General features: G+C 70.3%; 26 protein-coding genes. 16 read left to right on the plus strand and 10 right to left on the minus strand.

The features are described from left to right. The coding region (locus IE198_RS17980) for a DivIVA domain-containing protein (protein WP_189887682.1) at window positions 1-267 on the minus strand (267 nt) is incomplete at its 3' end. Window positions 268-410: 143 nt separating this feature from the next. Between IE198_RS17980 and folP the strand changes: the two genes are divergently transcribed. Further along, window positions 411-1,271 carry a dihydropteroate synthase gene (folP, locus tag IE198_RS17985; protein ID WP_189887684.1) on the plus strand — a complete coding sequence of 287 codons (861 nt, stop codon included), beginning with the start codon at window positions 411-413 and terminating at the stop codon, window positions 1,269-1,271. 230 nt (window positions 1,272-1,501) lie between these two features. On the opposite strand, the gene IE198_RS17990 is transcribed toward folP, so the two are convergent. Together IE198_RS17990 and dapE are read right to left on the minus strand one after the other, a co-directional pair. Next, the gene (locus tag IE198_RS17990; RefSeq protein ID WP_189887686.1) at window positions 1,502-2,251 is read right to left on the minus strand and encodes an LOG family protein; all 750 of its coding nucleotides are present in this window, start codon (window positions 2,249-2,251) and stop codon (window positions 1,502-1,504) included. 97 nt (window positions 2,252-2,348) lie between these two features. After that, window positions 2,349-3,428 carry a succinyl-diaminopimelate desuccinylase gene (gene dapE, locus IE198_RS17995; RefSeq protein WP_189887688.1) on the minus strand — a complete coding sequence of 360 codons (1,080 nt, stop codon included), beginning with the start codon at window positions 3,426-3,428 and terminating at the stop codon, window positions 2,349-2,351. 79 nt (window positions 3,429-3,507) lie between these two features. On the opposite strand from dapE, the gene IE198_RS18000 reads away from it, so the two are divergent. Both IE198_RS18000 and IE198_RS18005 read left to right on the plus strand, forming a co-directional pair. After that, window positions 3,508-4,473, plus strand: a complete 966-nt coding sequence (locus tag IE198_RS18000) for a VldE C-terminal domain-containing protein (protein WP_189887690.1) — start codon at window positions 3,508-3,510, stop codon at window positions 4,471-4,473. Between the two features lie 297 nt (window positions 4,474-4,770). Next, window positions 4,771-5,199, plus strand: coding sequence for an ATP-binding protein (locus IE198_RS18005; protein WP_189887692.1), 429 nt, complete (start codon window positions 4,771-4,773; stop codon window positions 5,197-5,199). 76 nt (window positions 5,200-5,275) lie between these two features. On the opposite strand, the gene dapC is transcribed toward IE198_RS18005, so the two are convergent. After that, the gene (gene dapC, locus IE198_RS18010) at window positions 5,276-6,370 is read right to left on the minus strand and encodes a succinyldiaminopimelate transaminase (protein ID WP_189887694.1); all 1,095 of its coding nucleotides are present in this window, start codon (window positions 6,368-6,370) and stop codon (window positions 5,276-5,278) included. Between the two features lie 140 nt (window positions 6,371-6,510). Next, the gene (gene fdxA, locus IE198_RS18015; protein ID WP_003985062.1) at window positions 6,511-6,831 is read right to left on the minus strand and encodes a ferredoxin; all 321 of its coding nucleotides are present in this window, start codon (window positions 6,829-6,831) and stop codon (window positions 6,511-6,513) included. A gap of 114 nt (window positions 6,832-6,945) precedes the next feature. Here fdxA and IE198_RS18020 point away from each other — a divergent pair, with 114 nt between their 5' ends. After that, entirely contained in the window at window positions 6,946-7,944 is a 999-nt protein-coding gene (locus tag IE198_RS18020; RefSeq protein WP_189887696.1) for a GNAT family N-acetyltransferase, read from the plus strand. A 20-nt stretch (window positions 7,945-7,964) separates the two neighbouring features. Next, window positions 7,965-8,789 carry a transglutaminase-like domain-containing protein gene (locus IE198_RS18025; RefSeq protein WP_189887698.1) on the plus strand — a complete coding sequence of 275 codons (825 nt, stop codon included), beginning with the start codon at window positions 7,965-7,967 and terminating at the stop codon, window positions 8,787-8,789. 86 nt (window positions 8,790-8,875) lie between these two features. Here the strand turns inward: IE198_RS18025 and IE198_RS18030 are convergent, their stop codons facing one another. After that, window positions 8,876-9,229 (minus strand): hypothetical protein, encoded by a 354-nt coding sequence (locus IE198_RS18030; RefSeq protein ID WP_189887700.1) that lies wholly within the window; start codon window positions 9,227-9,229, stop codon window positions 8,876-8,878. A gap of 312 nt (window positions 9,230-9,541) precedes the next feature. Here IE198_RS18030 and IE198_RS18035 point away from each other — a divergent pair, with 312 nt between their 5' ends. The 6 genes from IE198_RS18035 (at window position 9,542) to IE198_RS35265 (ending at window position 16,168) form a co-directional block, all read left to right on the plus strand. After that, window positions 9,542-14,413, plus strand: a complete 4,872-nt coding sequence (locus tag IE198_RS18035; protein ID WP_229834056.1) for an RHS repeat-associated core domain-containing protein — start codon at window positions 9,542-9,544, stop codon at window positions 14,411-14,413. Window positions 14,414-14,421: 8 nt separating this feature from the next. Then, window positions 14,422-14,790, plus strand: coding sequence for a DUF6193 family natural product biosynthesis protein (locus tag IE198_RS18040; RefSeq protein ID WP_189887991.1), 369 nt, complete (start codon window positions 14,422-14,424; stop codon window positions 14,788-14,790). Next, entirely contained in the window at window positions 14,787-15,125 is a 339-nt protein-coding gene (locus tag IE198_RS35255; protein ID WP_268246484.1) for a DUF6193 family natural product biosynthesis protein, read from the plus strand. Before IE198_RS18040 ends, IE198_RS35255 begins: the two co-directional genes overlap by 4 nt. Continuing rightward, window positions 15,122-15,475 (plus strand): DUF6193 family natural product biosynthesis protein, encoded by a 354-nt coding sequence (locus tag IE198_RS18045; protein ID WP_189887702.1) that lies wholly within the window; start codon window positions 15,122-15,124, stop codon window positions 15,473-15,475. The genes IE198_RS35255 and IE198_RS18045 overlap by 4 nt, the downstream gene beginning before the upstream one ends. Window positions 15,476-15,647: 172 nt before the next feature. Next, the gene (locus IE198_RS35260; RefSeq protein WP_229834076.1) at window positions 15,648-16,007 is read left to right on the plus strand and encodes a DUF6193 family natural product biosynthesis protein; all 360 of its coding nucleotides are present in this window, start codon (window positions 15,648-15,650) and stop codon (window positions 16,005-16,007) included. 44 nt (window positions 16,008-16,051) lie between these two features. Next, on the plus strand, window positions 16,052-16,168 hold the full coding sequence (locus IE198_RS35265) for a DUF6193 family natural product biosynthesis protein (RefSeq protein WP_373299892.1): 117 nt from the start codon (window positions 16,052-16,054) through the stop codon (window positions 16,166-16,168). A gap of 17 nt (window positions 16,169-16,185) precedes the next feature. On the opposite strand, the gene IE198_RS18050 is transcribed toward IE198_RS35265, so the two are convergent. Beyond that, window positions 16,186-17,628: an ATP-binding protein gene (locus IE198_RS18050; protein WP_189887704.1), complete on the minus strand. Its 1,443-nt coding sequence runs from the start codon at window positions 17,626-17,628 to the stop codon at window positions 16,186-16,188. Window positions 17,629-17,788: 160 nt separating this feature from the next. Here IE198_RS18050 and IE198_RS35270 point away from each other — a divergent pair, with 160 nt between their 5' ends. Beyond that, complete coding sequence (locus tag IE198_RS35270) at window positions 17,789-18,001, plus strand: DUF6193 family natural product biosynthesis protein (protein WP_229834078.1); 213 nt, start codon at window positions 17,789-17,791, stop codon at window positions 17,999-18,001. On the opposite strand, the gene IE198_RS18055 is transcribed toward IE198_RS35270, so the two are convergent. Together IE198_RS18055 and IE198_RS18060 are read right to left on the minus strand one after the other, a co-directional pair. After that, the gene (locus IE198_RS18055; protein WP_189887706.1) at window positions 17,994-18,197 is read right to left on the minus strand and encodes a DUF397 domain-containing protein; all 204 of its coding nucleotides are present in this window, start codon (window positions 18,195-18,197) and stop codon (window positions 17,994-17,996) included. The two genes, IE198_RS35270 and IE198_RS18055, sit on opposite strands and share 8 nt — an antisense overlap. Continuing rightward, window positions 18,184-19,008, minus strand: coding sequence for a helix-turn-helix domain-containing protein (locus IE198_RS18060; protein ID WP_189887708.1), 825 nt, complete (start codon window positions 19,006-19,008; stop codon window positions 18,184-18,186). The genes IE198_RS18055 and IE198_RS18060 overlap by 14 nt, the downstream gene beginning before the upstream one ends. A 117-nt stretch (window positions 19,009-19,125) precedes the next feature. On the opposite strand from IE198_RS18060, the gene IE198_RS18065 reads away from it, so the two are divergent. From IE198_RS18065 to IE198_RS18080, 4 genes are all read left to right on the plus strand, one after another. After that, complete coding sequence (locus tag IE198_RS18065; protein ID WP_189887710.1) at window positions 19,126-19,350, plus strand: hypothetical protein; 225 nt, start codon at window positions 19,126-19,128, stop codon at window positions 19,348-19,350. Between the two features lie 248 nt (window positions 19,351-19,598). Further along, a complete protein-coding gene (locus tag IE198_RS18070; protein WP_189887712.1) occupies window positions 19,599-20,477 on the plus strand; it encodes a hypothetical protein in 879 nt (292 codons plus the stop codon). Window positions 20,478-20,499: 22 nt separating this feature from the next. Then, window positions 20,500-20,817 (plus strand): hypothetical protein, encoded by a 318-nt coding sequence (locus tag IE198_RS18075; protein ID WP_189887714.1) that lies wholly within the window; start codon window positions 20,500-20,502, stop codon window positions 20,815-20,817. Further along, window positions 20,814-21,263: a hypothetical protein gene (locus IE198_RS18080; RefSeq protein ID WP_229834059.1), complete on the plus strand. Its 450-nt coding sequence runs from the start codon at window positions 20,814-20,816 to the stop codon at window positions 21,261-21,263. Before IE198_RS18075 ends, IE198_RS18080 begins: the two co-directional genes overlap by 4 nt. Before the next feature lie 98 nt (window positions 21,264-21,361). Here IE198_RS18080 and IE198_RS18085 read toward each other — a convergent pair whose 3' ends face one another. Next, window positions 21,362-23,533, minus strand: a complete 2,172-nt coding sequence (locus tag IE198_RS18085; protein ID WP_189887716.1) for a hypothetical protein — start codon at window positions 23,531-23,533, stop codon at window positions 21,362-21,364. Window positions 23,534-23,740: the final 207 nt, after the last annotated feature.

Genomic DNA, 23,740 nt, shown 5'->3' on the forward strand with positions numbered 1-23,740 from the left:
TTCGGCGATTCGGGCGTCCCGCTCGGCGAGCTCCGCGCCGAGGCGGCCGAGCACCTCGTCCACGTCAGCCATCCGGTAACCGCGCATGCCAACAGGGAGCCGTAGTGCGTCGACGTCGGCGCGGCCGACGGGCCGGTCCAGGGGCAGCGGGTCGACCAGCTGCTCGGGGGCGGCCTCGGGCAGTGCCGCGGAGTCGCTGCCGCCGATCACGACGAGGGTGACAGCCGCGATGACCACGACCATCGCGATCAGCAAGAACCAGAACACGAGCGACCCTCTCCCCGACTCCCGCGGCTTCCGGTACGTCCCCGGGGAACTTACCCGAGCGGAAAACCGTCCGGTGCTGATCGTGCCACGGGACACCGACAGCTAGGGTCGCAGGCGTACGAGCACAGAGGAGGAAACAGCGGATGCTGCGGCTGGGACGGCGCGAGTTCGACGCGCACGAGCCGGTGATCATGGCGATCGTGAACCGGACGCCGGACTCCTTCTACGACCAGGGGGCGACGTTCCGCGACGAGCCCGCCCTTTCCCGCGTCGAGCAGGCGGTGGCGGAGGGTGCCGCGATCATCGACATAGGCGGGGTGAAGGCAGGTCCCGGCGAGGAGGTGACCGCCGAGGAGGAGGCGCGTCGCACGGTCGGTTTCGTGGCCGAGGTGCGGCGGCGCCATCCGGACGTGGTGATCAGCGTCGACACCTGGCGGCATGACGTGGGCGCGGCGGTCTGCGAGGCGGGCGCCGATGTGCTGAACGACGCGTGGGGCGGCGTGGACCCGAAGCTCGCGGAGGTCGCCGCCCGGTACGGCGCGGGGCTGGTGTGCACACACGCGGGCGGCGCTCAGCCGCGTACGCGTCCGCACCGGGTCGCGTACGACGATGTGATGGCGGACATCCTGCGGGTGACGCTGGGCCTGGCGGAGCGGGCGGTCGAGCTCGGTGTCCGCCGCGACGGGATCATGATCGACCCCGGTCATGACTTCGGCAAGAACACCCGGCACAGCCTGGAGGCCACTCGACGGCTCGGGGAGATGACGGCGACGGGCTGGCCGGTGCTGGTCTCCCTGTCGAACAAGGACTTCGTCGGCGAGACGCTCGACAAGCCGGTCAAGGAACGGGTGCTGGGCACCCTCGCGACGACCGCGGTCTCGGCCTGGCTGGGCGCGCAGGTCTACCGGGTGCACGAGGTGGCGGAGACGAAGCAGGTCCTGGACATGGTGGCCTCGATCGCGGGCCACCGCCCGCCGGCCGTCGCCCGCCGCGGCCTCGCCTGACCGCCGTTCGGGAACGCTGGTCGCTGCCCCCGGCATACGGGGCGCCTGCCCCGGGCGGGAACTCGTGGCCCGGGTCCACTCCGCGAGCGCCCGCCTCCGACACCGGTCCGGAAGACCGCGGCCGGCCGACGGCAGGGCCGGCGCCACCACCGCCCATGCGCGACCGTCCGCCGCGGCCGACCCGGGGCCCCGGACGCATCCGGGGCCCGCACCGGTCAGTGCCGGGGCAGTTACCTGCCCGTCTCCTTCGAGACCATCGCCACCGCCTCGTCCACGTCGTCGGTGACGTGGAACAGCATGAGGTCCCTCTCCGACGCCTTCCCCTGGGCGATCACGGTGTCCCGCAGCCAGTCGATCAGGCCGCTCCAGTAGTCCGTGCCGAACAGCACGATCGGGAAGCGCGTCACCTTGCGGGTCTGGACCAGGGTCAGCGCCTCGAACAGTTCGTCCAGGGTGCCGAGACCGCCCGGCAGCACGACGAAGCCCTGCGCGTACTTCACGAACATCGTCTTGCGGACGAAGAAGTAGCGGAAGTTCACCCCGATGTCGACATGCGCGTTGATGCCCTGCTCGAAGGGCAGCTCGATGCCGAGGCCGACGGAGATGCCCTTGGCCTCGCGGGCACCCTTGTTCGCGGCCTCCATCACGCCCGGGCCGCCGCCCGTGATCACCGCGAAGCCCGCGTCGGCCAGGGCTCTGCCGAGCCGGACGCCGGCCTCGTACTCGGGCGTGCCGACGGGAGTCCGGGCGGAGCCGAAGACGCTGATGGCGCCGGGCAGTTCGGCGAGAGCACCGAAGCCCTCGACGAACTCCGACTGGATGCGCATGACCCGCCACGGGTCGGTGTGCACCCACTGGGAGTCGCCCTCGGTGTCGAGCAGCCGCTGGTCCGTGGTGCCCGGCCTGATCTGTTCCCTGCGGCGCAGTACCGGTCCCAGCCGCTGCTCCTCCAGCGCCCGCAATCCCTCGGGGTTGCTCATGACCTGCTCCCTCCGCCGAACATCATTCGCTTTGGCTCAGGGTAGGTCTGTCAACGTTACGAATGGCGAAATCGGGGCGATCCGCCAGGGTGCGGTGTCAGGAAGTGAGCCAGTCACGCAGCCGCTCCTCGCAGTGCGTGATCCTGTCCACGGCGACGTGCTCGTCCCGCTTGTGCGCGAAGAGCGCGTCGCCGGGGCCGTAGTTGACCGCGGGCACGCCGAGCGCGCTGAAGCGTGAGACGTCGGTCCAGCCGAACTTGGGCTGCGCGGTCCCGCCGACGGCTGCCATGAACGCGGCCGCCGCCGGGTGGGAGAGGCCGGGCAGGGCACCGCCTGTGTGGTCGTCCACCACGATCTCGCTCACACCGCAGTCGGCGAACACCTCGCGGACATGGGCCTCGGCCTCAGCCATGCTGCGGTCGGGGGCGTAGCGGTAGTTGACCACCACGGTGCACTCGTCGGGGATGACATTGGTGGCCACACCTCCCTCGATACCGACGGCGTTGAGGCCCTCGCGGTACTCGAGTCCATCGATGACTGGTCGGCGCGGCTCGTACGAGGCGAGGCGGGCGAGGATCGGGCCGGCTGCGTGGATGGCGTTGGACCCCATCCAGCTGCGTGCGGAGTGTGCGCGCTCCCCCTTCGTCCGCAGATGGACCCGCAGCGTGCCCTGGCAGCCGCCCTCGACCTGAGCGTCGGACGGCTCCAGCAGGACGGCGAAGTCGCCGTCCAGCCAGTCGGGGTGGGCCTCGGCCACATGTCGCAGACCGTTGAGGTGGGCGGCGACCTCTTCGTTGTCGTAGAAGACGAAGGTGAGGTCGCGGTTGGGCTCGGGAACGGTCGCGGCGATCCGCAGCTGGACCGCGACGCCCGACTTCATGTCGCTGGTGCCGCAGCCCCACAGGATGCCGTTCCCGTCGAGCCGCGACGGCACATTGTCGGCGATCGGAACCGTGTCGATGTGCCCGGCGAGCACGACCCGCTCGGTCCGGCCGAGGTGGGTCCTGGCCACGACGTTGTTGCCGTGCCGGTCGACGGTGAGGTGCGGCAGTTCGCGCAGCGCCTCCTCGATGGCGTCGGCGAGGGGCTTCTCGGTGCCGCTGACCGACGGGAAGTCGACCAGGGCGGCCGTGAGCGCGGGTGCGTCGAGGGTGAGGTCAAGCGCGGTCCGGTACATGGCTCGACGATATGCCGTCGCGGGCGGCGCTCGACCGGCACACCCCCTGGATCCGCGAGGGCTCCAGTACGGTAAGCGAGTGTCCGAGACCGCCTCTCCCGTCCGGCGCGGCCGCTCCTTGCGCTTCGTGGCCGCGTTTCTCGTGCTGCTGGCCCTCGTCGGTTACGTCGTGGTGCAGTACGTCACCGGCCCCGGGGCCCCGCGCTGCGTCGTGCGAACGGCCGAGGGCGACGGCCCGTCGTACGAGCTGACCTCCGAGATGGCGGGGAACGCCGCGACGATCGCAGCGGTCGGCACGACGCGCGGGATGCCGGAGCGGGCGGTCACGATCGCGCTGGCGACCGCCCTGCAGGAGTCGGCGCTGCGCAACATCGAACACGGCGACCGGGACTCACTCGGCCTCTTCCAGCAGCGCCCGTCCCAGGGATGGGGCACCCCGGAGCAGATCCTCGACCCCGTCTACGCGTCGGGGAAGTTCTACGAGCACCTCGCCGAGGTGCCCGGCTATTCACGGCTGCCGCTGACGGTCGCAGCGCAGCGCGTGCAGCGCAGCGGTTTCCCACAGGCGTACGCGAAGCACGAGCCGGACGCCACCTTGCTGGCCGCGGCTCTCACGGGCCGGGCATCGGCGACATTGACGTGCCGGACCGGGAGCGGGGGCCTGCCGGGCGACCCGGCCCAGGTGCGGGCGGAGCTGACCCGGGCGTTCGGGGCCGGAGTGCTGCCGAAGAGCGGGAGCGGCCGGGGCCGCGCGGGCGACGCGGACTCGCCGGACGTGACCGTTGCGGTGCAGTCACCCATGGGCGCCGAGGGCGCTGCCGGCGGAGGCGGCGGCAGCGGCCGGGGCGGCGGCCAGGCCGACGCCGCCGGCAGGCGCGGCTGGGAGCTCGCGCACTGGGCTGTCGCGCGGGCGGACGAGCTGCGCATCGACGAGGTCTCCTACGGCGGCCGGGTGTGGAGCGCAGCGGAGTCGCAGGACGGCTGGCGCCCGTCGGGCGCTGCCGCGGACGGCACGCGCGAGGTGCGGATCCGTATCGCACGGTAGTGCTGGACCGCCCTCGAACGAGGCAGTCCACTCTGTTTTGGCGCCGCTTCTTCCCCTCGCCGCGCCCACTCTCGCCGGCGACGCGAATTCCCTTGCGGTCGACGGGAAGTGACGGTTCGGCAGGCGGTGGCACATAGCCGTGTTTGCCCGTTTTCATCCGAGACCGATAATGCGATGCATTACCAACTCTTTACCTCGGCCCACCGCAACTTCTCCCCGCCTCCCCCCGGTTGTCAGGACGTCCGAACGCTCGGACACGCACCACATCCCGAACGTCCTCTCGTCCCAAGGAGCATCATGTCCCTCCCTCTGACCCGCCGGATCGCCCGTGCCGCGCTGATCGTCGCGGCGGGAGCAGCCCCCGTGGTCGGTGCGGCCGGCTCCGCAGGCGCCGTGGATCTCCCGCAGGCTCCGGTCGGGGGCCTCTCGGCCCTCGACGCGGACGACGTCAGCGGCACGGTCGACGGCGTCTCCAGGGAGACCACCGAGGTGGCCGGCCAGGTCGGCGGAAAGACGGCGCAGAAGGCTGCCCCTGTCGCGGCCAAGACCGTCGGCAAGGCGGCCGGGTCGACGGCGCCGGTGGCCGAGAAGGTCGCCGGTGACACCGCCGGGCAGGCCGGCGGCCTGGTCGGCGGCGCGGCCGAGGGCGGCGACCTGCCGACCGACGCCCTGACGGACGGCAGCCTGCCCCCCAGCTCCCTCGGCGGCCTGCCGCTCGGCGGCTGACGCCACGGACCACGTACAGGAAGGGCCACGGAAGAACGGCGGTTTCCAAGGGCCCTTCCTGTACTCGGCGGGGTGCTCAGCCGAGGCGCTTGACCGCAGCCTCGACGCGCTCATCGGTCGCGGTGAACGCCACGCGTACGAAACGCTCGCCGGCCTCCCCGTAGAAGTCGCCGGGCGCCACCAGGATGCCCAGCCCGGCCAGGTACTCGACCGTGTCCCAGCAGGGCTCGTCGCGGGTCGCCCACAGGTAGAGGCTGGCCTCGCTGTGCTCGATCCGGAAGCCGTGCGCCTCGAGCGCGGTCCGCAGGGCGGTGCGGCGGGCGGCGTACCTGGCGCGCTGCTCGGAGACGTGCGCGTCGTCGCCGAGCGCCGCGACGGTGGCCGCCTGCACCGGGGCCGGCGACATCATTCCGCCGTGCTTGCGGATCTGCAGCAGCTCGCCCAGCACGTCGGCGTCGCCCGCGATGAACGCGGCGCGGTAGCCGGCCAGGTTCGAGCGCTTGGAGAGCGAGTGGACGGCCACCACGCCCGCGTACGAGCCGCCGCAGACGTCCGGGTGGAGGACGGAGACGGGCTCCACCTCCCAGCCGAGCTCCAGGTAGCACTCGTCGCTGAAGACCAGCACGCCGTGCTCACGCGCCCAGGCGACGATACGGGTCAGCTCGTCCTTGCCCAGCACCCGGCCGGTCGGGTTGGACGGCGAGTTGAGCCAGAGCAGCTTCAGACCCTCCGGGTCGAGCTCGGTCGGGTCGTCGTAGACCACCGGCGTCGCCCCGCAGAGCCGCGCGCCCACCTCGTAGGTCGGGTAGGCGAGGCGTGGGTAGGCGATCCGGTCGCCCGCGCCCAGGCCGAGCTGGGTCGGCAGCCAGGCCACCAGCTCCTTGGAGCCGACGACGGGCAGGACGTTGGTGTGCGCCACGCCCACCGCGCCGAGCCGCCGCTCGACCCATGACGCGAGCGCGTCGCGCAGCGCCGCCGTGCCCCAGACCGTCGGGTAGCCCGGTGAGTCGGCGGCCTCCGTGAGCGCCCTCCTGATGACCTCGGGGACGGGGTCGACCGGCGTACCCACCGAGAGGTCCACGATGCCGTCGGGGTGGGCGGCGGCCATGGCCTTGTAGGGCTCGAGCTTGTCCCAGGGGAAGACGGGGAGTCGCGAGGAGACTGAGGGCACGGCGGCGCTCACTTTCGGGTCACGGGGCGCTTGCGGGTACGGGGACGTCCGGCGGGTCGGGCGTTGCGGCAGGCGGACGTCAAACGCCTCGGTCCCGTACGGACGACGAACCGTACGGGACCGGGGACATGCGGATCGGATCAGCCGTTCTGCGGCGGCAGGGCGGCGATGAAGGGGTGGTCCCGCTCGATCAGGCCGAGCTTGGAGGCACCACCGGGCGAACCGAGCTCGTCGAAGAACTCGACGTTCGCCTTGTAGTAGTCCTTCCACTCCTCCGGGGTGTCGTCCTCGTAGAAGATGGCCTCGACCGGGCAGACCGGCTCACAAGCACCACAGTCGACGCATTCGTCCGGGTGGATGTACAAGGACCGGGAGCCCTCGTAGATGCAGTCGACGGGGCACTCCTCGATGCACGCCTTGTCCTTGACGTCGACACAAGGCTGCGCGATGACGTAGGTCACGCTGTCGTTCCTCCTCGATAAGGGCTGGCTTGCGCGGGAGCGCGGCGTCGTCGATGCCCGCCTCTAGTATCTCCGTTCTTGGTAACGATCCGAACAGGAGGGGCTCACAGAGCTGTGGAATTCACTGCGGGCGGACAGCTCGAGATCCGGATCACCCCTGCTGACGTGGGCAAAAGGGTCTCGGTGCGACGCTTGAACGACACTGAAGCCTCGATCGCGAAGTTCACCGACACGGTCGGTGTTCTCGCATCCTGGACTGATGGAGTGCTGCTGATCACACGCCGGACCGGCGAGAGTGTCCGCATCCCGGAAACCTCTCTCGTCGCGGGCAAGGTCGTACCGGCGGCGCCCGCGAGGCGCAGAGGTGTCCCCGCGGCGGACTTCCTGGAGCTCGCCCGGGTCACTGCGCGCGCGTGGCGGCCCGTGGAGAGCGAGCGGCTCGGCGACTGGGAGCTGCGGGCGGCCGCCGGGTTCACCCGGCGCGCCAATTCCGTGCTGCCGCTCGGCGACCCCGGCCTGCCGCTGGACGGCGCGCTGGCCCGGGTCCGGGACTGGTACGCGGCTCGCGGCCTTCCCGCGTACGTCCAGACGGCGACCGGCGCGGCAGGGACACAGGAGGAGCTCTGCACCGAGCTCGAGGCACGCCGCTGGCGCCGTGAGGTCTCCGCACAGGTGCAGGTCGGGGGGCTGGCGGCGGTGGGCGACCTGGACGCCGACGTGTCGCGTGTCGTGCTCTCCCGTTCCGCCGACGAGGCATGGCTACGGCGTTACCAGCGGTTCGCTGTGCCTGGACCACATGTGCTCAGGGTCCTGGGCAGCGGCCCTTCGGTGTGGTTCGCCTCGATACCGGGCTCTGAAGGTGCTCCCGCTGCCATCGGCCGGTGTGTGGTCGACGGACGCTGGGCCGGCTTCATGGCGGTGGAAGTGGACCCGGCGAACCGCCGGCAGGGTCTTGCCTCGTCGGTCATGGCCGCCCTGGCCCGCCGGGCCCTCGACGAGGGCGCGTCGGCCGCCTGGCTGCAGGTGGAGTCCGACAACGACGGAGCGCGTGCGCTGTACGCCGCCATGGGATTCTCGGTACACCACCACTACCACCACTACCGGGCACAGTAGGCCGGGGGTACGAGTCACCCATGCAGGAGAACGAGCGGCGGTCCCGCTTCGCGGAGGAGGCCCGCTCCGAGCGCCCGGACCTGGCCCTGCTGTGCCTGCTCATCGGTGCGGAGGCGGACCCGTCGCTGGACGAGGCGGGCATGGACGCGGCCCAGATCGAGCTGGACCGCCTGGCCGGGATGCTCCCGTACGGGCTGCGCGGCCCGCAGGCCTGGGCGGCGGCCCTCGGGGACCTGCTCGGCGGCCGCGAGGGCTTCCACGGCACCCCCGGCGACTACCAGCACCTGGAGTCCTCGCTCCTGCACCAGGTCCTGCGCCGCCGCCGCGGACTGCCGATCCTGCTCTCGGTCGTATGGACGGAGGTCGCCCGCCGGGCGGGCGGCCATGTCTACGGGGTGGCCCTGCCCGGTCACTTCGTCGTCGGGTTCGGCGACCCCGACGAGCAGGTGCTGGCCGACCCCTTCGCGGCCGGCCGCGTCCTGTCCGACGCGGACACAGAACTCCTCGTCACCAGCACAACGGGCACCTCCCCGACCCCGTCCATGCTGACGCCCGCCGATCCGCTCACCGTGGTGTCGCGCATGCTCAACAACATCCGCGCCTGGGCAGCCCTGCGCCCGGAGCAGTCCGCGGTCGCCCTCTGGGCGCTCGACCTCCTGCTGCTCCTCCCCTCCCACCCGGCCCGCCTCCGATTCGAGCGTGCCCAGTTGCTCGTACAGCGCGGCGACTTCGTGACGGGCGCGGCGGAGATGGACGCGTACGCGGAAGTCGTGGACGCGGTCGAACCGACGGCGGCGGAGACGATCAGGGGCCAGGCACGGGCGGCCCGGGCCAGACTGAACTGAGGCGGTCGTGGGGTGTGGGGATGTCACACTTCGCGCTCGGGGAGGTCGACCCCACGCCCGCGGCGGTACGCCGGCGCGGGCACGACTCACCGGAACTCGTGCACGACCTCGATCTCGCCGACGATGTGGGCGTTGAACTCGTCCAGGTCCTCGGCCGGCACCCACAGCTCCAGAATCGTCTCCCCGCCGGCCTGCTGGACGGGGTACCGCGCGGCGAACTCCGACTCGACCTCGAAACGCGTGACGAATCCGGCGCCGTCGTGCTTGACGTTCCAGTCACGGGCGATGCGGATCGCGTAGTCCTCGTTGAGCACGGGATAGAAGATCGGCTGCTCCGGCAACCGCGGCGGCCAGGCCCGCCACCCCGACTCCCGTACGAGATCGAGCTCGACAGGGCCGGTGGGACGCCAGAGGGTGGTAGTGGCAGGGCTGCTGGTCATGAGATCGGACGATAACGCCGGGGCAGGCCACGGGCCACGGGTTTCCGAACGGGGCCGGGGGAGACGGAGAGCAGCGCCCCCACGGGCGGACCTTGCAGGTCGGTCCCACGCGATCGGCACGGCCTGCCGGTGTTCGTGACGTCGATGCTCCTGGGCGGCTCGGCCTGCCACTCCCGTACCGCAACGTCCTTGTGACGTTGGTCGCTTGTCGGGCCGTCAGCCCATAACCACCTTGGTCGACAGACCACGAAGTGAGATCTTTTTCGCACATGCATTCTGCGAACACGGGCTCGCACGGGGGGAATTCGCACTGTGGCCGTAACTGTGCCCGACTGGGCCGACACCCTGCTTGACGTCATCGGCGTCAACTGGCCGAACGTCGACGAGGACGCCTACCGCGACATGGCGGACACCCTTCGGGAGTTCGCCGAGGACCTCGAGGACGACGGCCATCTGGCGAACCAGCATGTGCAACGTTTGCTGTCGTCCGGCCACGGCGAGGCCATCGACGCCCTGAACGGCCACTGGGGCAAGGTCAAGGACAAGCACATCAAGGACATCGCCGGGGCCGCCCGCATCATCGCGGGCGCCCTGGACAAGGCCGCCACGGCGATCGAGGCGATGAAGTACGTCGCCATCGGCCATCTGGGTGTCCTCGCCGGCAAGGCAGGCGTCTCCATGGCCCTCATACCCGTGACCGGCGGCCTCTCGATGCTCCTCGGCGCGGCGGCCATCGGCGTCTGCCAGCAGGCCGTCCGCAAGGTCATCAAGGAGTGCATGGAGGAGGTCGTCGCCTACATCGTCGCCGCGATGACCGAACCGGCCGTCGCCGCGCTGGAGAACATGGCCGCCGACCTCGCCATCCAGCTCGGCGCCGACGCGCTGGGCCTCCAGAACGGCGTCGACATGAACCAGGTCGGCCAGGCGGGCAAGGACGGCTTCAAGGAGGGTGTGCAGGGAGCCAAGGACGCCATGCACCTCGCCTCCGCCGGCGGCTCGGCCGGCCCCGGCGCCGGCAAGGGCGTCCACATCGAGCACTCCGAGCATGAACGCGCCGGTACCAAGCTGAACCTGGTCAGCATCGGCGTCCACGGCAAGACCGCCGGCAAGCTGACGAAGGCCAAGTCCCACCACGGCCGCACCCGCGGCAGGGACGACATCGCCGGCGCGCTGGACCCGGTGGTCGACAAGGCCATGGAGGCCCTGGGCAAGGCCACCAAAGAGATGGGCGACCACCTCGGCAAGAAGCTGCCGAAGGCCGTCAAGGACATCTCCGACAACCAGAAGAAGACCGACCAGGACATCAAGGACAGGCTGGCCCGGCAGAACAAGGGGGACGGCGACGGGCGCGACGGCGCGAAGGGCGGCACCGGCTCCGGAGGCAGCCGGTCCAAGGACTCCGCCCACACCAAGCCGAATTCGCTCAAGGACGCCAAGGACGATCCGCGCCGCAACGGCATCTCGCTCGAGAAGAAGACCTGTGAGAACGACCCGGTGGACGTCGCCACCGGCGAGATGACACTGCCCCAGACGGATCTGTCCCTGCCGGGCGTCCTGCCCCTCGTCCTCCGGCGCACGCACCTCTCCGAATACCGCTACGGCCAGTGGTTCGGCCGTAGCTGGGCCTCGACCCTGGACGAGCGGATCGAACTCGACCCGCTCGGCGGGGGCGCGGTCTGGTCACGCGAGGACGGCTCCCTCCTGATCTACCCCCGGCTGCCGCTGCCGGACGACCTCGACGGCGTCCTGCCTCTTGAGGGGGTGCGTCTGCCTCTCCTGCACGGCGGCGAGGGCAACGGGGAGACCACCTATCGCGTCACCGATCCGCACTCCGGCCTGACGCGCTCGTTCACCGGCAGCCCTTACAACGAGTCGTCCGCGTACTGGCTCAGGGAGATCGAGGACCGCAACCTCAACCGGATCACGTTCACCCGCCGCGGCGACGGCAGTCCAACGGCCGTCACTCACGACGCCGGCTACCGCGTCACCCTTGTCGTCGAGGACTCCCGCGTACGCGAACTCGCCCTGCGCACCCCCGACGGACCGGTCACCGTCATGCGCTACGGCTACGACCCACAGGGCAACCTCGACGCCGTCACCAACTCCTCCGGCCTGCCGCTCCGCTTCACATACGACGCCGACGCCAGAATCACCTCCTGGACCGACCGGAACGACTCGACGTTCCGGTACGTGTACGACGCTGCCGGCCGTGTCGTCCGCACGATCGGCCCGGACGGCTACCTGTCCTCCACGTTCGCCTACGACGCCCACCCCGAGACCGGCGACCCCATCACGCGTTACACGGACTCGGTCGGCGCCACCAAGATCTACCAGTTCAACGACCGCCTCCAGGTCGTCGCCGAGACCGACCCTCTCGGCAACTCGACCCGGCAGGCCTTCGACCGGTACGACCGCCTCCTCTCGCGCACCGACGCCCTCGGTCGGACCACCACGTACACCTACGACGACCGCGGCAACCTCACCCGTGTCGACCACCCGGACGGCACCGCGGCCACCGTCGAGTACAACGAGCTGAACCAGCTCACCTCGGTCACCGGCCCGGACGGGGCGACGTCACGGCAGGAGTACGACGAACGCGGCAACCCCACCCTCTTCACCCGCCCGAACGGGTCGACGACCCGGCTCACGCACGGCCCGCGCGGCCAGCTCACCGGAGTCGACGACTCCCTGGGCGCGCTGGACCGACTGCACTGCGACGCGGCCGGTCTGCCGCTTGCGATCCGCGGCCCGCTCGGCACGATCACCCGCTACACGCGAGACGCATTCGGCCGGGCGACCAGGATCACCGATCCGCAGGGCCGCACGACCGAGTTGGAGTGGACGGTCGAGGGCAAGCTTGCCCGCCGGACCGACCCGGACGGCTCGCAGCAGTCGTGGACGTACGACGGCGAGGGCAACTGTCTGGTCCACACGGATGCGGTGGGGGGCGAGACCCGCTTCGAGTACACCCACTTCGACCTGGTCGCCGCCCGCATCACACCCGACGGCGCCCGTCACGAGTTCGCGCACGACACGGAGCTGCGTCTCGCCGCCGTGACGAACCCGCTTGGCCTCACCTGGAGCTACGAGTACGACGTGGCCGGGCGTCTCACCTCGGAGACGGACTTCGACGGCCGCACCCTCGCCTACACCCATGACGCGATGGGCCGCCTGTCCGCCCGTACGAACGGCCTCGGGCAGACGGTCCGCTACGAGCGCGACTCGGCGGGCCGCGTGATCACGAAGGATGCGGACGGTGCGGTCACCCGCTTCACCTACGACATCCACGGTCACCTCGCCAGTGCCGTAAGCCCGGACGCCGAACTGTCCTTCGTGCGCGACAGCTCGGGCCGCATCCTCCAAGAGATCTGCAACGGCCGGGAACTGAGCAACGCCTACGACGAGACCGGCCGCCGCATCCGCCGCACCACCCCCTCGGGAGCGGTCAGCACCTGGTCCTTCCCCGCGGACCTCCACGCCGAGCTGAACGCCTCGGGCCACCCTGTGGTCTTCGAGTTCGACGAGTCGGGCAGGGAGAGCACCCGCCGCATCGGCGACACACTGGCCATCGAGCACGGCTACGACGCCGGCGGCCGCCTGACCGACCAGCGCGTCCGGGGTGCCGGTGACCGGACCCTCCAGCACCGCACCTACACGTACCGCGCGGACGGCCACCTCACCTCGGTCGACGACCGGCTCGGCGGCCGACGGCAGTTGGAACTGACCCGCGAAGGCCGGGTCACGGGCGTCACCGCCGAGAACTGGAGCGAGCGGTACGCCTACGACGAGGCCGGCAACCAGACGGCAGCGTCCTCCCCCGGCGACGGTGACACCGACGGCCCGCGCGAGTACGTCGGTACCCGCATCACCCGCGCGGGCAGGGTCCGCTACGAACACGACGCGCAGGGCCGGGTCGTCCTGCGCCAGAAGGCCCGTCTCTCGCGCAAGCCGGACACCTGGCACTACGGCTGGGACGCCGAGGACCGCCTCGTCTCTGTCACCACACCCGACGGGACGCGCTGGCGCTACCTGTACGACGCGCTGGGCCGCCGAATCGCCAAGCAACGGCTGTCGGCGGACGGGACGACGGTCGCCGAGGAGGTGACCTTCGCCTGGGACGGCGACACCCTGTGCGAACAGACCACGTCGCTCGCCGACTCCCCCGATTCCATCGCCCTGACCTGGGACCACGACGGCGTGAAGCCGGTCACCCAGGTGGAACGCCGGCTCCTGGACCAGTCGGAGGTCGACCGCCGCTTCTTCGCGATCGTCACGGACCTGGTCGGGACGCCACGCGAACTCGTCGACGAGCAGGGCGAGGTGGCATGGCGCACCCGCGCGACCCTGTGGGGCACGACGACGTGGAACCGCGGCGCGAGCGCGTACACGCCGCTGCGCTTCCCCGGGCAGTACTTCGACCCCGAGTCGGGCCTCCACTACAACCGCCACCGCCACTACGACCCCGAGTCGGGCCGCTACATCTCCCCGGACCCGCTCGGCCTGACCCCGGCACCGAACGCGGTCACCTACGTCGACAACCCGACACGGTGGATCGACCCGCTGGGGTTGGCCACATGCCCGCACAGGGCGAAGGAACCCCGCCACAGCGTGGTGCTGGGCGTGAACCAGAGGCCCACATTCGCGTCGAATACGCTGGCGAGGTACCTACGCAATGACCCCAACGACCCGGATCACGACCCGAACAGGCCCCAGGACCCGGGAGCGCACACCTACAACGGTGGAGACTACGCCGGGATCGAAGGTGGAGCGCCCGTGTGGATGACCAATGTCATGGAAGCCATCCAGGATCGCAACAGCACCCTTTCCATTACCCTCGACGGAATGCAGCAAAGGGGCGGCGCCACCGGCGACTGGAACACGCCTGAGACGATCGTCGCAGCGTTCCAGAATGCAGTGGCGGACGGCTCTCCGTACTCCACCAAGGAAGGAAACAGGCCGCCCGACGGGCTTGGAACAGCCTGGGAAATGAGCCAAGTTGCCTACTACGTGAAGAAGTACGAGATGGATGTCGCGGACGGATACCCAGAGAACCTGCGCGACGGGCGCCCCTGGGAAGAGATCCACTGGTACACACGCGACGACGAGAACGGGGGCTACAGGGAGATCAAGATACCCAAGCCGGATATTCCTGAAATCCAAGTGCCCAAACTGAATGGACAGTGAAGCGCGAAATGCAGAACAATGATTCCATGGAGGCTGCAGCCATGGTGGCCTCCGAATGGCGGGCGATCCTGGAGTACGACCGCGACCTCATCGATCCCGCTATGGTCCGTGCCGCCTACGCCCAACCCCGCCTGCAGGAACTGTTTCCTCGCGTCAGCCACGGGATCCTGCACCTGAGCCGGTGCACGGGCTTCCCCTCATCGCATGACATCCCCCTGGTATACCCCCTGGTCAAGGGAGGCTTCCAGGTCTCTGGCACATCCGACACCGGAATCCTGGGCGAGGTGGCCACGCTCGAGGAGGCGTTCGCCCTGGTAGCGGTCAACCTGCCAGAAGGCTGCGGGCCAGCCATCATCGGAACGGCCAATGACCTGTGACCGCAGACAGCGTTACCGCTCAGTGGCTAGATCTCCTGCAGGCTCCATCGGACCTAGTCGATCCAGTGATGGTCCGAGCGGCATACGCACAGCCACGGCTGCGGGAGCTTTACCCCGGTGTGAGTCACGGCATCATGTTCTTCAAGCAAGGCGACGGACTCACGGGCACTCCCGTTGGAGGCTATGTATATCCCAGGGAGACCGGCCGCTTCTGGGTTCGCGGGCCCCTCGGCGTGGGCTCACTCGGTGAAGTAGACACACTTGAGGAGGCGTTCGCACTGGTCGTGGCGAGTCTCCCCCAGGACAGCGAGTCGGCCCCCACGGAGGAGCTATGACGCGGGCTGCGGAGATTGTGGCTGCCCAGTGGCAGCAGGTCCTGGCGTACGCCGATAGCGTGGTCGATTCGGTCATGGTCCGCGCCGCGTACGCGCAGCCGCGGCTGCGGGAGCTGCACCCCGCGGTGAGCCACGGCACCCTGTTCCTCAGCCGGTGCACCGAGCTGCCGGGCTCCCTCGTGCCCGTGGTGTACCGCAAGGTCGAAGGCGGCTACCAAGTGGACGCCCACGGCATCGGCAGCCTCGGCGAGGTGGACGCCGTCGAGGAGGCCTTCGCGCTTGTCGTGGCCAACCTGCCCAAGGGCTGTGGCCCGGCCGTCATCGGTACGGCGGTCGACGTCCCTGGCTGAGGTCGCCGGCCCGGACGGCGGTGGTGAAGGAAGCCCAAGCGGCCGGGGCAAACGTCACCGACGGGGCGGGTCAGCGCGAGGTGGCTCCGCCGCTGGTTGGAGTCGGCCTCCAAACCTCCATGCCACAAAGAGGAGCGTGACTCAGGTGGCGAAGGATAAGGGTGACCCGGGTGTGCCGGAGTCGGTCACCAAGGAGTGGCTCAGCGTCCTGTCGGAACCATCGAGTGTCATCGATCCCGCCCTGACGCGCGCGGCGTACGAGAATCCACAACTGCGGTCATTCCTTCCCCTGATCAGTCACGGATCTCTTCAATTCAGCCGCTGCACGCGGTACCCGTGGTCCCGGGACGTACCCGCGCTCTTCAGGAGGCGCGCCGGTGGCTTCTCAGTGATCCGTATGTGGGAAACGGGAGAGTCCGGCCGTCGCGAAGTAGGGGTGGCGGACACTGCGGAAGAGGCAGTCGCACTGCTCGTGGCAACTCTTCCCAGGGAGTGGGGACCTGCAATCGAAGGGACGTACGACGACCTGTGAATTCCAGGGAGACCGGCCGCTTCCGGGTACGAGAACCACTCGGTGTGGGGTCGCTTGGCGAGGTCGACACGCTCGAGCAGGCCTTTGCGCTCGTGGTGGCAAACCTGCCCGAGGGGTGCGGCCCGGCCGTCATCGGTACGGCGGACGACGTGCCTGGCTGAGCTCTCCCGACCGCTCGTCACGCCGGTGCCCACGCCCCCATGAGCTCTTCGGGACCGTACGCCGCCGTGACACCATCGGCCTTGAACCCGGACCGTGACACCGCCACCAGCTGGGTCCTGTCGTCAGCACCGGGAACGGCCAGGGCATCGCGGGCAAGGGCCGCCAGGTCCCTCGTGTCGAACGGCGTCCGCTCATGCCACTTCACCGAGCCGACGAACGAGATCTTCCGAGCGGGCACCCTGTCCGCAGCGACGATGTCCACCTCGGGGTTGTTCGTCCGCGGCCACCAACCGCCGATCTCGTACGCGTCCGGCCATGTGTCGTCCGGAAGCAGCCGGGCCAGTGCCGTTCGTACGACAGGTTCGATGGCTCGGCCTCGCCACGAGGTCCAGCCCTTCTCGACCGCCTCGGCGACCAGACGCCCCCGCCCACGTTCGACCTCGGCGATGCCACGCTCGAAGAAGGCGAGCCACAGCCTCAGGTACGGGTCCGCCACGCGGTATCGGCGGTCGCGGTCGCCGGGACGCGACGAAAGAGGGACGTCCACCGCGACCAGTCCCTTGTCGATGAGCTGCTTGAGCGCGGGGTTGAGCGACCCGGGGGGCATCGCCTTGTCCACCGATCCGGCCTTGGCTGCGATGGATGTGAAGGTGCGTTCCCCGGTTCCGATCACGGACAGCACATGCCTCGGCTGCAGGACTGCAGGGAACTCGGCCGCCAGTATCCGCTCGCCCGACACCAGTAGCGCGGAGGTCGGATCCGTCAGGCTGCGCCCCAGGAACGACGGGCGGTCCTCGCCCTCCCGCCACTCCTGGCAGACGAGGGGCAGCCCACCGGTGATCAGAAAGGCGTCGAACGCCTCGGCAGGCGGAAGGGCCGTCATCTGCATGACCTCGTACGGGGAGAGCGGCGGCAGCACCATTTCCACTCCACGCTGGTGGAAAGGACGCCCGTACGTCGACAGTTGCTCCATCATCGCGAGATCGCTGCCGATCAGGACGAGCAGAACGGGCTTGCGGCTGAGGACCCGGTCCCACACCGTCTGCAGCGTGCCCTCCATCACCGGGTCCTGTTCGAGGATCCAGGGAAGCTCGTCCAGTACGACGATGCTCGGGGAGTCGTCCTGCAGCACTGCTGCCAGTTGGCGCAGGGCTGTGTCCCAGTCCGCCACGCGCTCGACACCCGTCAGCAGAGACACATCCGGCAGCGACGAGTCACGGGCAGCCGACAGCAGCCGAGCCCGCTCACGCTGCGGATCCTCGCCGCGGGTCGCCTGATGTACGACATACGGAACGCCTGCCCGCTCGCAGAAGACATCGATCAACCGCGACTTGCCGACCCGGCGACGTCCACGCAACAGCAAGGCTCGGCCGCGCTGGTCGCCCCGGCCTTCGCGCACCCATTCCAGGTGGCGGTCGAGTGTCGCCAGCTCCGACTCCCGCCCGACGAAACCAGCCATGGCAGCTCCCGAGACTCGCCCCCAACTTACTCAATTCAATCATAGTAAGTTGAAAATGAGTAACAACCCAGTCACGCTGGGCGAGGGCGGCCCGCAACGGCGCAGGCACAGCGCCGCACGCATACCACGGTGACGACTACACGTACGGCACGCCGCCGGGCTGGAGACGGTCGATCCGGCCGGTCCCCCGCACCACGTACGCGCGGCCGCGGCTGCGGCTGCGGCTGCGGGCAGCCACAAGCTGTCGGCACGTGGCATCGGCGGCCTCGGCGAGGTGCACACCGTCGAGGAGGCCTTCGCGCTCGTCGTGGCCAACCTGCCCAAGGGCTGTGGCCCGGCCGTCAACGGTACGGCGGACGACGTCCCTAGCTGAGGTCGCCGGCCCGGACGGCGGTGGTGAAGGAGGCCCAGGCTCCCGGATCGAAGGCGACCGACGGGCCGGTGAGGCGCTTGCTGTCGCGGACCGGGACAGCGGTCGGGTGGGCCGCGTCCACCTCGAGGCAGTCGCCGCTGTTGCCGCCGCTGTGACTGGACTTCCGCCAGTCCGGAGCGTGTTCACTGCGCTTCATGCTCGTAATCCTCCGCGACGGACCTGATCAGCGCCAGGGACTTGCGGTGCGACAACGCGTCGCCCAGAGCGTGATCGTAGGCGACGTGGCAGTCCCGGACCACGGACGGGATCTCCCAGACGCGGCCCGTCTTCAGGCCTTCGACGTAGGCGATGGGCGGCAGGTCGTCGAACCGCATGAGCTTCACCTCGCCTTCCATCAGGGTGTGGTAGCCGACATCGAACGGCAGCACATGCACCCGGATACGGCTGCTCTCCCCCAACGCCACGATGTGACGAAGCTGTTCGCCCATCCCGGACGGTCCACCGACAGGACGGCGCAGCACCGACTCGTCGAGGATCGTCCACACCACAGGTGAGTCGAAGTTGTCGAGGATGCGCGCACGCTCCAGGCGTGTGACGAGCAGCCTGTCACGCTCTGACGCGCTCCTCGGCGGGTAGCCGGAGCTCAGCACTTCACGGGCGTACGCCTCGGTCTGGAGGATGCCCGGCACGACCTTCGGCGCGTACTCGCGGATCACCGTCGCCTTCTCCTCGAACTCCAGCGCCTCCGCGAAGTGTTCCGCCACCACCTTGCCGTCCAGCGCCGGGAGGAAGCGCAGGAAGAAGCCGCCCGCACCCAGCACCTGGTCCAGCCGCCGGGCGTCCGCCTCGTCCGGGCGGCGGCGGCCTGCCTCGATGTGGGCGATGTGGGTGCGGGACATGACCGCTCGTTCGCTCAGCTCCTCCTGCGTGAGGCCGGCCGCCTCGCGCCTGCGCTTCAGCTCCTCGCCGTACCTGGTTCGCGAGTGCGGGTTGTCCTCGATCGCCATCCGCCAAGGTCCTTTCGTGCCATACGCGTTGTCACGCGCAAACCCCTACCGAGCGTAATTGCGTCCCCGCCAGGCTGTGAGCGGTTCGGCACAGAGAGCTAGGAGATCAACGGAATTATGGGTGCAGCACACGTAGTAGGCGCCTTTGTCGCCCACGCCGGGACGGACGCCTACGGGCCCGGAAAGGTCATCGGTATGGACGGCGAACACAGACGCGTCAGGTTTGTGTACTTCGTCGCCACCATCCGGGCCACCGACCTTCGAACCGCTTCAGACCTGGAGACCGCGCTGGTCAGGGAGTGGCTGCAGCAGAAGGAGGCGCGATACGGGGGCCGATGGTGATGACCTTGCGCATCTCGCGCGACGGCGGGCGGACCTGGGAGCGGGCAGTCCTGTACCGGCCCGGGCGCGGGGTCGCCCCCATCGATTCGGGGATGCGATGGCCGCCCTGCACATGCCTCCGGTGCATTCACATGAAGTGACCGTGTGTATACAGAAGTTGATGTACGGTGAGCGCAAGACGGCCCCCGTCGCTGGTTGCAGCCGGCGCCGAGGGCCTACACCCCAGTGCTGTGGAAGGAGCACCGGAAATGCTTCGTCATGCTATCCCGCCTGCGCGTTTCTTCTCGCAGATCCCGAACGAGATCCTGCGCCATCCCCGCCTCAACTCCGACGCCGTACGGCTCCTGAGCTGGCAGCTCTCCCTCCCCGCCGACAAGCACGAGTCCCTGTCGGCCACCGCCGCCCGCGCAGGGATCAAGCCCACGGCCTTCCAGCGGGCGAAGAAGCAACTCCTTCAGGAGGGCTTCTTCCACGAATGGAAGGAGCAGGGCCGCGGCGGCCTCTGGCGCACCAAGCAGCTTGTCTCCAACGTCCCGCTGACCGGCGACGCAGCCGCTGCGCTCCGGGACGGGGAACCGGCCCACGCGAAACCGGTCGTCGGTGAACCGGCACCCCGGCCGGTCGGTCGTCATCCAGACCAAGAACGAGAGAAAGACACCTCCAACCCTCCGCAGGAGGCGGGCCCGGAGGCCCGCCAATTGGTCGGCACCCTGCGGGCGCTGGACCCCCGGCTGCGCGTCCCGCGCGGGATGCTCCCCGAACTCGCCGCCCTCGCCGCGCAGTGGCTGAGACTCGGCCACACGGCCGACAGCGTCCGGGAGAACATCAAGCGCTGCCTGCCCACCCCCACCGAGCCCATCCACCGGCCCGGCGGCCTGCTCCGCCACCTGCTGCGCGAAGCGCCACCGGTCCCGGTCCCACCCGAGCCGCCCCGCGTCGCCCGTATGCGCGAGTGCGCGGGCGACGGGCACACCCAGCCGCTGCTGTTCCGTCCGGTCGCCGACGAGGAGCTGTGCCCCGACTGCCGCCAGGAGCAGGCCGGGACGACGACCCGGCCGCCCGCAGGCGTCCTCGCGGCCGTAAAGGGCGTCGCCGCAGCCCGGTCCTTGCTCCGAGGAGGGGCGTAATATGCAGTGTTACGCTGACGTCATGGCCAAGACGCGCATCTCCATCAGCCTGGATCCGGCCGATGCCGACCTGATCCGGACGGTCGCTGCGGAGCACGGCCTGGACGTGTCCGCCTTCCTGGTGATGGCCGGTCGCAAGGAGGCGGCGCGACTGGCCCGCGTAGCAGCGTCGTTTGCGGATATCGACGACGCCATCGCGACGGCCGAGGCGGAGGCGGACGCTCTCACCTGGCCCCCGGAGCCGGACGTACATCCGGAGGAGGCCGCCCGGATCCGGGCCGAGATCGAGGTTGCCCGGGCACGGTCGGCCGCCCGGCGTCGCGGAGGTACGGCGGCGTGAACCTGGGCTGCCCCACGTGCCCCGACCTCTCGGCCCTCGGCGATGTGGTGTACGACGCCGGCATGCTGATCGCCCTTGCGGACAAACGACCGGGCACAGCGCTGGTCCGCCATCGCGAGTTCGCCCGAGGCGGTCGGCCTGTCGTGCCCGCTCCCGTGGTCGCGCAGGCCTGGCGCAGCGGCGCCACCCGGGCCCACCTCGCCCGAGCGCTCAAGGACTGCGCCGTAGTGTGCTGCTACACCGAGACGGAGTGGCGGCGGATCGGTGAACTCATCGGCCGCGCAGACGTTCCGGCCAAAAAGCGACCGGATCCCGTGGACGGGCTTGTCGCACTCACCGCCGTACAGATCGGCGCGACCGTCGTGGCGACGTCCGACCCCATGGACATCCAGGCATATCTGGATCAGCTGCCGGGCGCCGAGTTCGTGGTGCCTCTGCGGGTCTGATCGAGCAAGCCGGACCGGTCGTCCCGGTCTCGCGGAGAGGGACACGGCCCCCCGCCCTGCCGGGCAAGGGGCCATGTGAACCGTGGGAAGCCGGTGGCTCAGCTCGGGTTCAGCTCGATGACCGCCGTGCGCTCCGCCGGGGTCTTGCCGCGGAGGGCCGGGCCCATCGCCTGGGCGACGTCGTCCGCGGTGACCTCGTGCTGCTTGCCGTCGCCCTTGGTGATCATGACTCCGTCGAAGACGCCCTCGAGCAGGGTGTCGATGGCCTTCTTGTCGTAGACCTCGACCAGCCTGCCGTCGATCGCCTTCATCGACAGGATCTTCGGCAGCGACTTCGCCGGGCCGAACTGGATCGACTTGTCGCCCGCCTTGATCGTGATCAGGTCCGACATCGCGGGCTCCGCGAACTCCTTCATCGCCCGGTCGATCTCGGCCTGGGTGATCGTCGGCTCGCGGGTGGTCATGGGCAGTTCCACCACGTTGGGATCACCCGTCTGCACCTGGGTCCGGTAGGCGTCCTTGACCGAGATCATCGAGCGGCCCACGTCCAGCGACCGGCCGGGCTTGCCGGGGACGGCGACCGCTTTGCCGGGCTCGAACCGAATGGTGCCGTCGGTGGATGATCCGGCGGTGCCCGCCAGGTCCGCGAGGGCGACGCTCAGCTTCTCCTCGTCGACGACGATCACCGCCTCGGCGACGCGCTCGCCGCCGAAGAGGGAGCCGATGACGGAGACCGGGTTGTAGTCGCTGCCGGCGGCCCCGCGGACGGTTGCCTGGCTGTCGAGGGACAGTCCGGCCTTGTCCGGGGCGAGCTCGGCTTTCTCCCCGCCGATGGAGAGCTGCAGCGGGGCCTTGGCCCGCTCACCGAACGCCGCCTCGAGCTTGTTGACCGCCTCGTCCTTCGTTCCGCCGCCGATGTCGACGCCGAGGACCGTGGTGCTCTTGGGCACGTCGGAGTGGTTGAGCAGCAGCCCTGCCCCGTAGGCGACACCGAGCAGGCCGACCACGGCCGCGGCGGCCAGTACCAGCTTGGAACGGCCCCTCTTGGCCGGCGCGGGCGCCGGCGTCGGCCGGGGTGCGGGCCTGTCCGCCTCGCCGGGGCCCTCGGGGGCACCACCCCCGGGACCGGCCGGGAACTCCGGTAGGGAGAAGTCCGCGTCGTCGGCCCGCGGCGGGGCGGGCCGCTGGGACAGGATCGGATTGGGGCCGGTACCGGGACCGGTCTGCGGTCCGCCGAGCGGCGGGAACGGCGAACGGTGGGCACCGGGGACCACCGGCATGCCGCTGGTGAGCGTGTCACCGGAGACATGGCCATGGCCCGCGCCGCCCTCGGGCGCGGGCTTCTGCGGCGTGAGCACGGCCGTGTCGTCGGACATCCGCGGCGGGGGCGCGCCGATGCCCGGCGCCGGGGTGCCGGTGCGCGGGCCGAGCGGCATGCTGCCGGCGGCCGGCCCGGCCGTCGGCCCTGCGGGGCCGCCGTTGCGGTCCGGTGCACCGGGCGGACGGGCGCCGGGCGGAGGCGTGCCCGGCCCGGGCGGCGTGAAGCCGTTGCCGGGGCCACCAGGGCCGGCCGCGCCGGGTCCCCGGCCGGCGGGGCGGGAGGGCTCCGCGGGGGAACCGGCCTGCTCCGCGAGGGCCGCCAGACCCGAGCGCGGGGCCGCGGGTCCAGAGGCGCCGGGGCCCTTCGGGGCGCCCGGACCGCCAGGCCCGGGCACCGAACCGGCGGGCGCACCCGCACCCGTGCCGGCACCCGTGCCCTGCCCGGCCGTCGTCCCGGCCGCCGGCTTGCGCGGCGCGAACCAGTCGCTGGTGGCGGACTTCTCCTCGGCCGTCGGTGCCGACGGGCCCGTGGTCTCGCGCGCCGCTCCGGGGCGCGGCGTGCTGCCCGTACGCTCGCTCTCCCGCTCGGTGGCGGCCGATGCGGCTGCGGAAGCAGACCTGGAGCCCGAGCCCGACCCCACGCCGGAGCCCGACGCCTTGGCCGCGTCGGCGTCCGGCCCTGCGCTCACGTCGCTCATCGGCGTACGCATCACGACCGGCGGGATCGGCCGCGAACCCGGGATGTTGATCCGGATGCGCGTCGTCAGCGTCGTCTCGGTCTTCTTCTCTTCCGGCTGCTGCTCGGGCGCCGCTCCCCCGGTCTCGTCCGGGGCGTCCTGCGGGTGCAGCGACGGATACTGGCGCGATCCGTACGGCGGTGTCCCGGAGGGGTACGCGGCTCCACCGCGCCCCTGGGGGCCGGAGGACGAACTGTCAGTTTCACGACTCAAAGCAGGTTCTCCCGGTTGGCTTCGCCGCCCGTTCTTACTGGATAGCTACTGCTGCGGGCGGCTCGGCGGCGCGCACCACCATACTGGCCGCCGCCGACGGACACCCCGGGACTGCGGGAAGCAGCCCTGCGCCGACCGTACGGGCATGGTCAGTTCAGCGGCCTCCCACCCCGTGGGGCGACCCACCCTAGGGGGCGGGTCGAACCG

The sequence above is a fragment of the Streptomyces xantholiticus genome (assembly GCF_014651015.1).
In the GTDB taxonomy this organism is placed as follows: domain Bacteria; phylum Actinomycetota; class Actinomycetes; order Streptomycetales; family Streptomycetaceae; genus Streptomyces; species Streptomyces xantholiticus.

What these genes read in the sequence shown, in the direction of transcription:
- IE198_RS18075 (WP_189887714.1), top strand. Translation starts at nt 20,500, where the DNA reads ATGGCCAAGACGCGCATCTCCATCAGCCTGGATCCGGCCGATGCCGAC.
- IE198_RS18060 (WP_189887708.1), bottom strand. Translation starts at nt 19,008, where the DNA reads ATGGCGATCGAGGACAACCCGCACTCGCGAACCAGGTACGGCGAGGAG.
- IE198_RS17990 (WP_189887686.1), bottom strand. Translation starts at nt 2,251, where the DNA reads ATGAGCAACCCCGAGGGATTGCGGGCGCTGGAGGAGCAGCGGCTGGGA.
- IE198_RS18070 (WP_189887712.1), top strand. Translation starts at nt 19,599, where the DNA reads ATGCTTCGTCATGCTATCCCGCCTGCGCGTTTCTTCTCGCAGATCCCG.
- IE198_RS18025 (WP_189887698.1), top strand. Translation starts at nt 7,965, where the DNA reads ATGCAGGAGAACGAGCGGCGGTCCCGCTTCGCGGAGGAGGCCCGCTCC.
- IE198_RS18005 (WP_189887692.1), top strand. Translation starts at nt 4,771, where the DNA reads ATGTCCCTCCCTCTGACCCGCCGGATCGCCCGTGCCGCGCTGATCGTC.
- IE198_RS18050 (WP_189887704.1), bottom strand. Translation starts at nt 17,628, where the DNA reads ATGGCTGGTTTCGTCGGGCGGGAGTCGGAGCTGGCGACACTCGACCGC.
- IE198_RS18040 (WP_189887991.1), top strand. Translation starts at nt 14,422, where the DNA reads ATGCAGAACAATGATTCCATGGAGGCTGCAGCCATGGTGGCCTCCGAA.
- IE198_RS18065 (WP_189887710.1), top strand. Translation starts at nt 19,126, where the DNA reads ATGGGTGCAGCACACGTAGTAGGCGCCTTTGTCGCCCACGCCGGGACG.
- folP (WP_189887684.1), top strand. Translation starts at nt 411, where the DNA reads ATGCTGCGGCTGGGACGGCGCGAGTTCGACGCGCACGAGCCGGTGATC.
- IE198_RS18055 (WP_189887706.1), bottom strand. Translation starts at nt 18,197, where the DNA reads ATGAAGCGCAGTGAACACGCTCCGGACTGGCGGAAGTCCAGTCACAGC.
- IE198_RS18030 (WP_189887700.1), bottom strand. Translation starts at nt 9,229, where the DNA reads ATGACCAGCAGCCCTGCCACTACCACCCTCTGGCGTCCCACCGGCCCT.
- IE198_RS18045 (WP_189887702.1), top strand. Translation starts at nt 15,122, where the DNA reads ATGACGCGGGCTGCGGAGATTGTGGCTGCCCAGTGGCAGCAGGTCCTG.
- dapE (WP_189887688.1), bottom strand. Translation starts at nt 3,428, where the DNA reads ATGTACCGGACCGCGCTTGACCTCACCCTCGACGCACCCGCGCTCACG.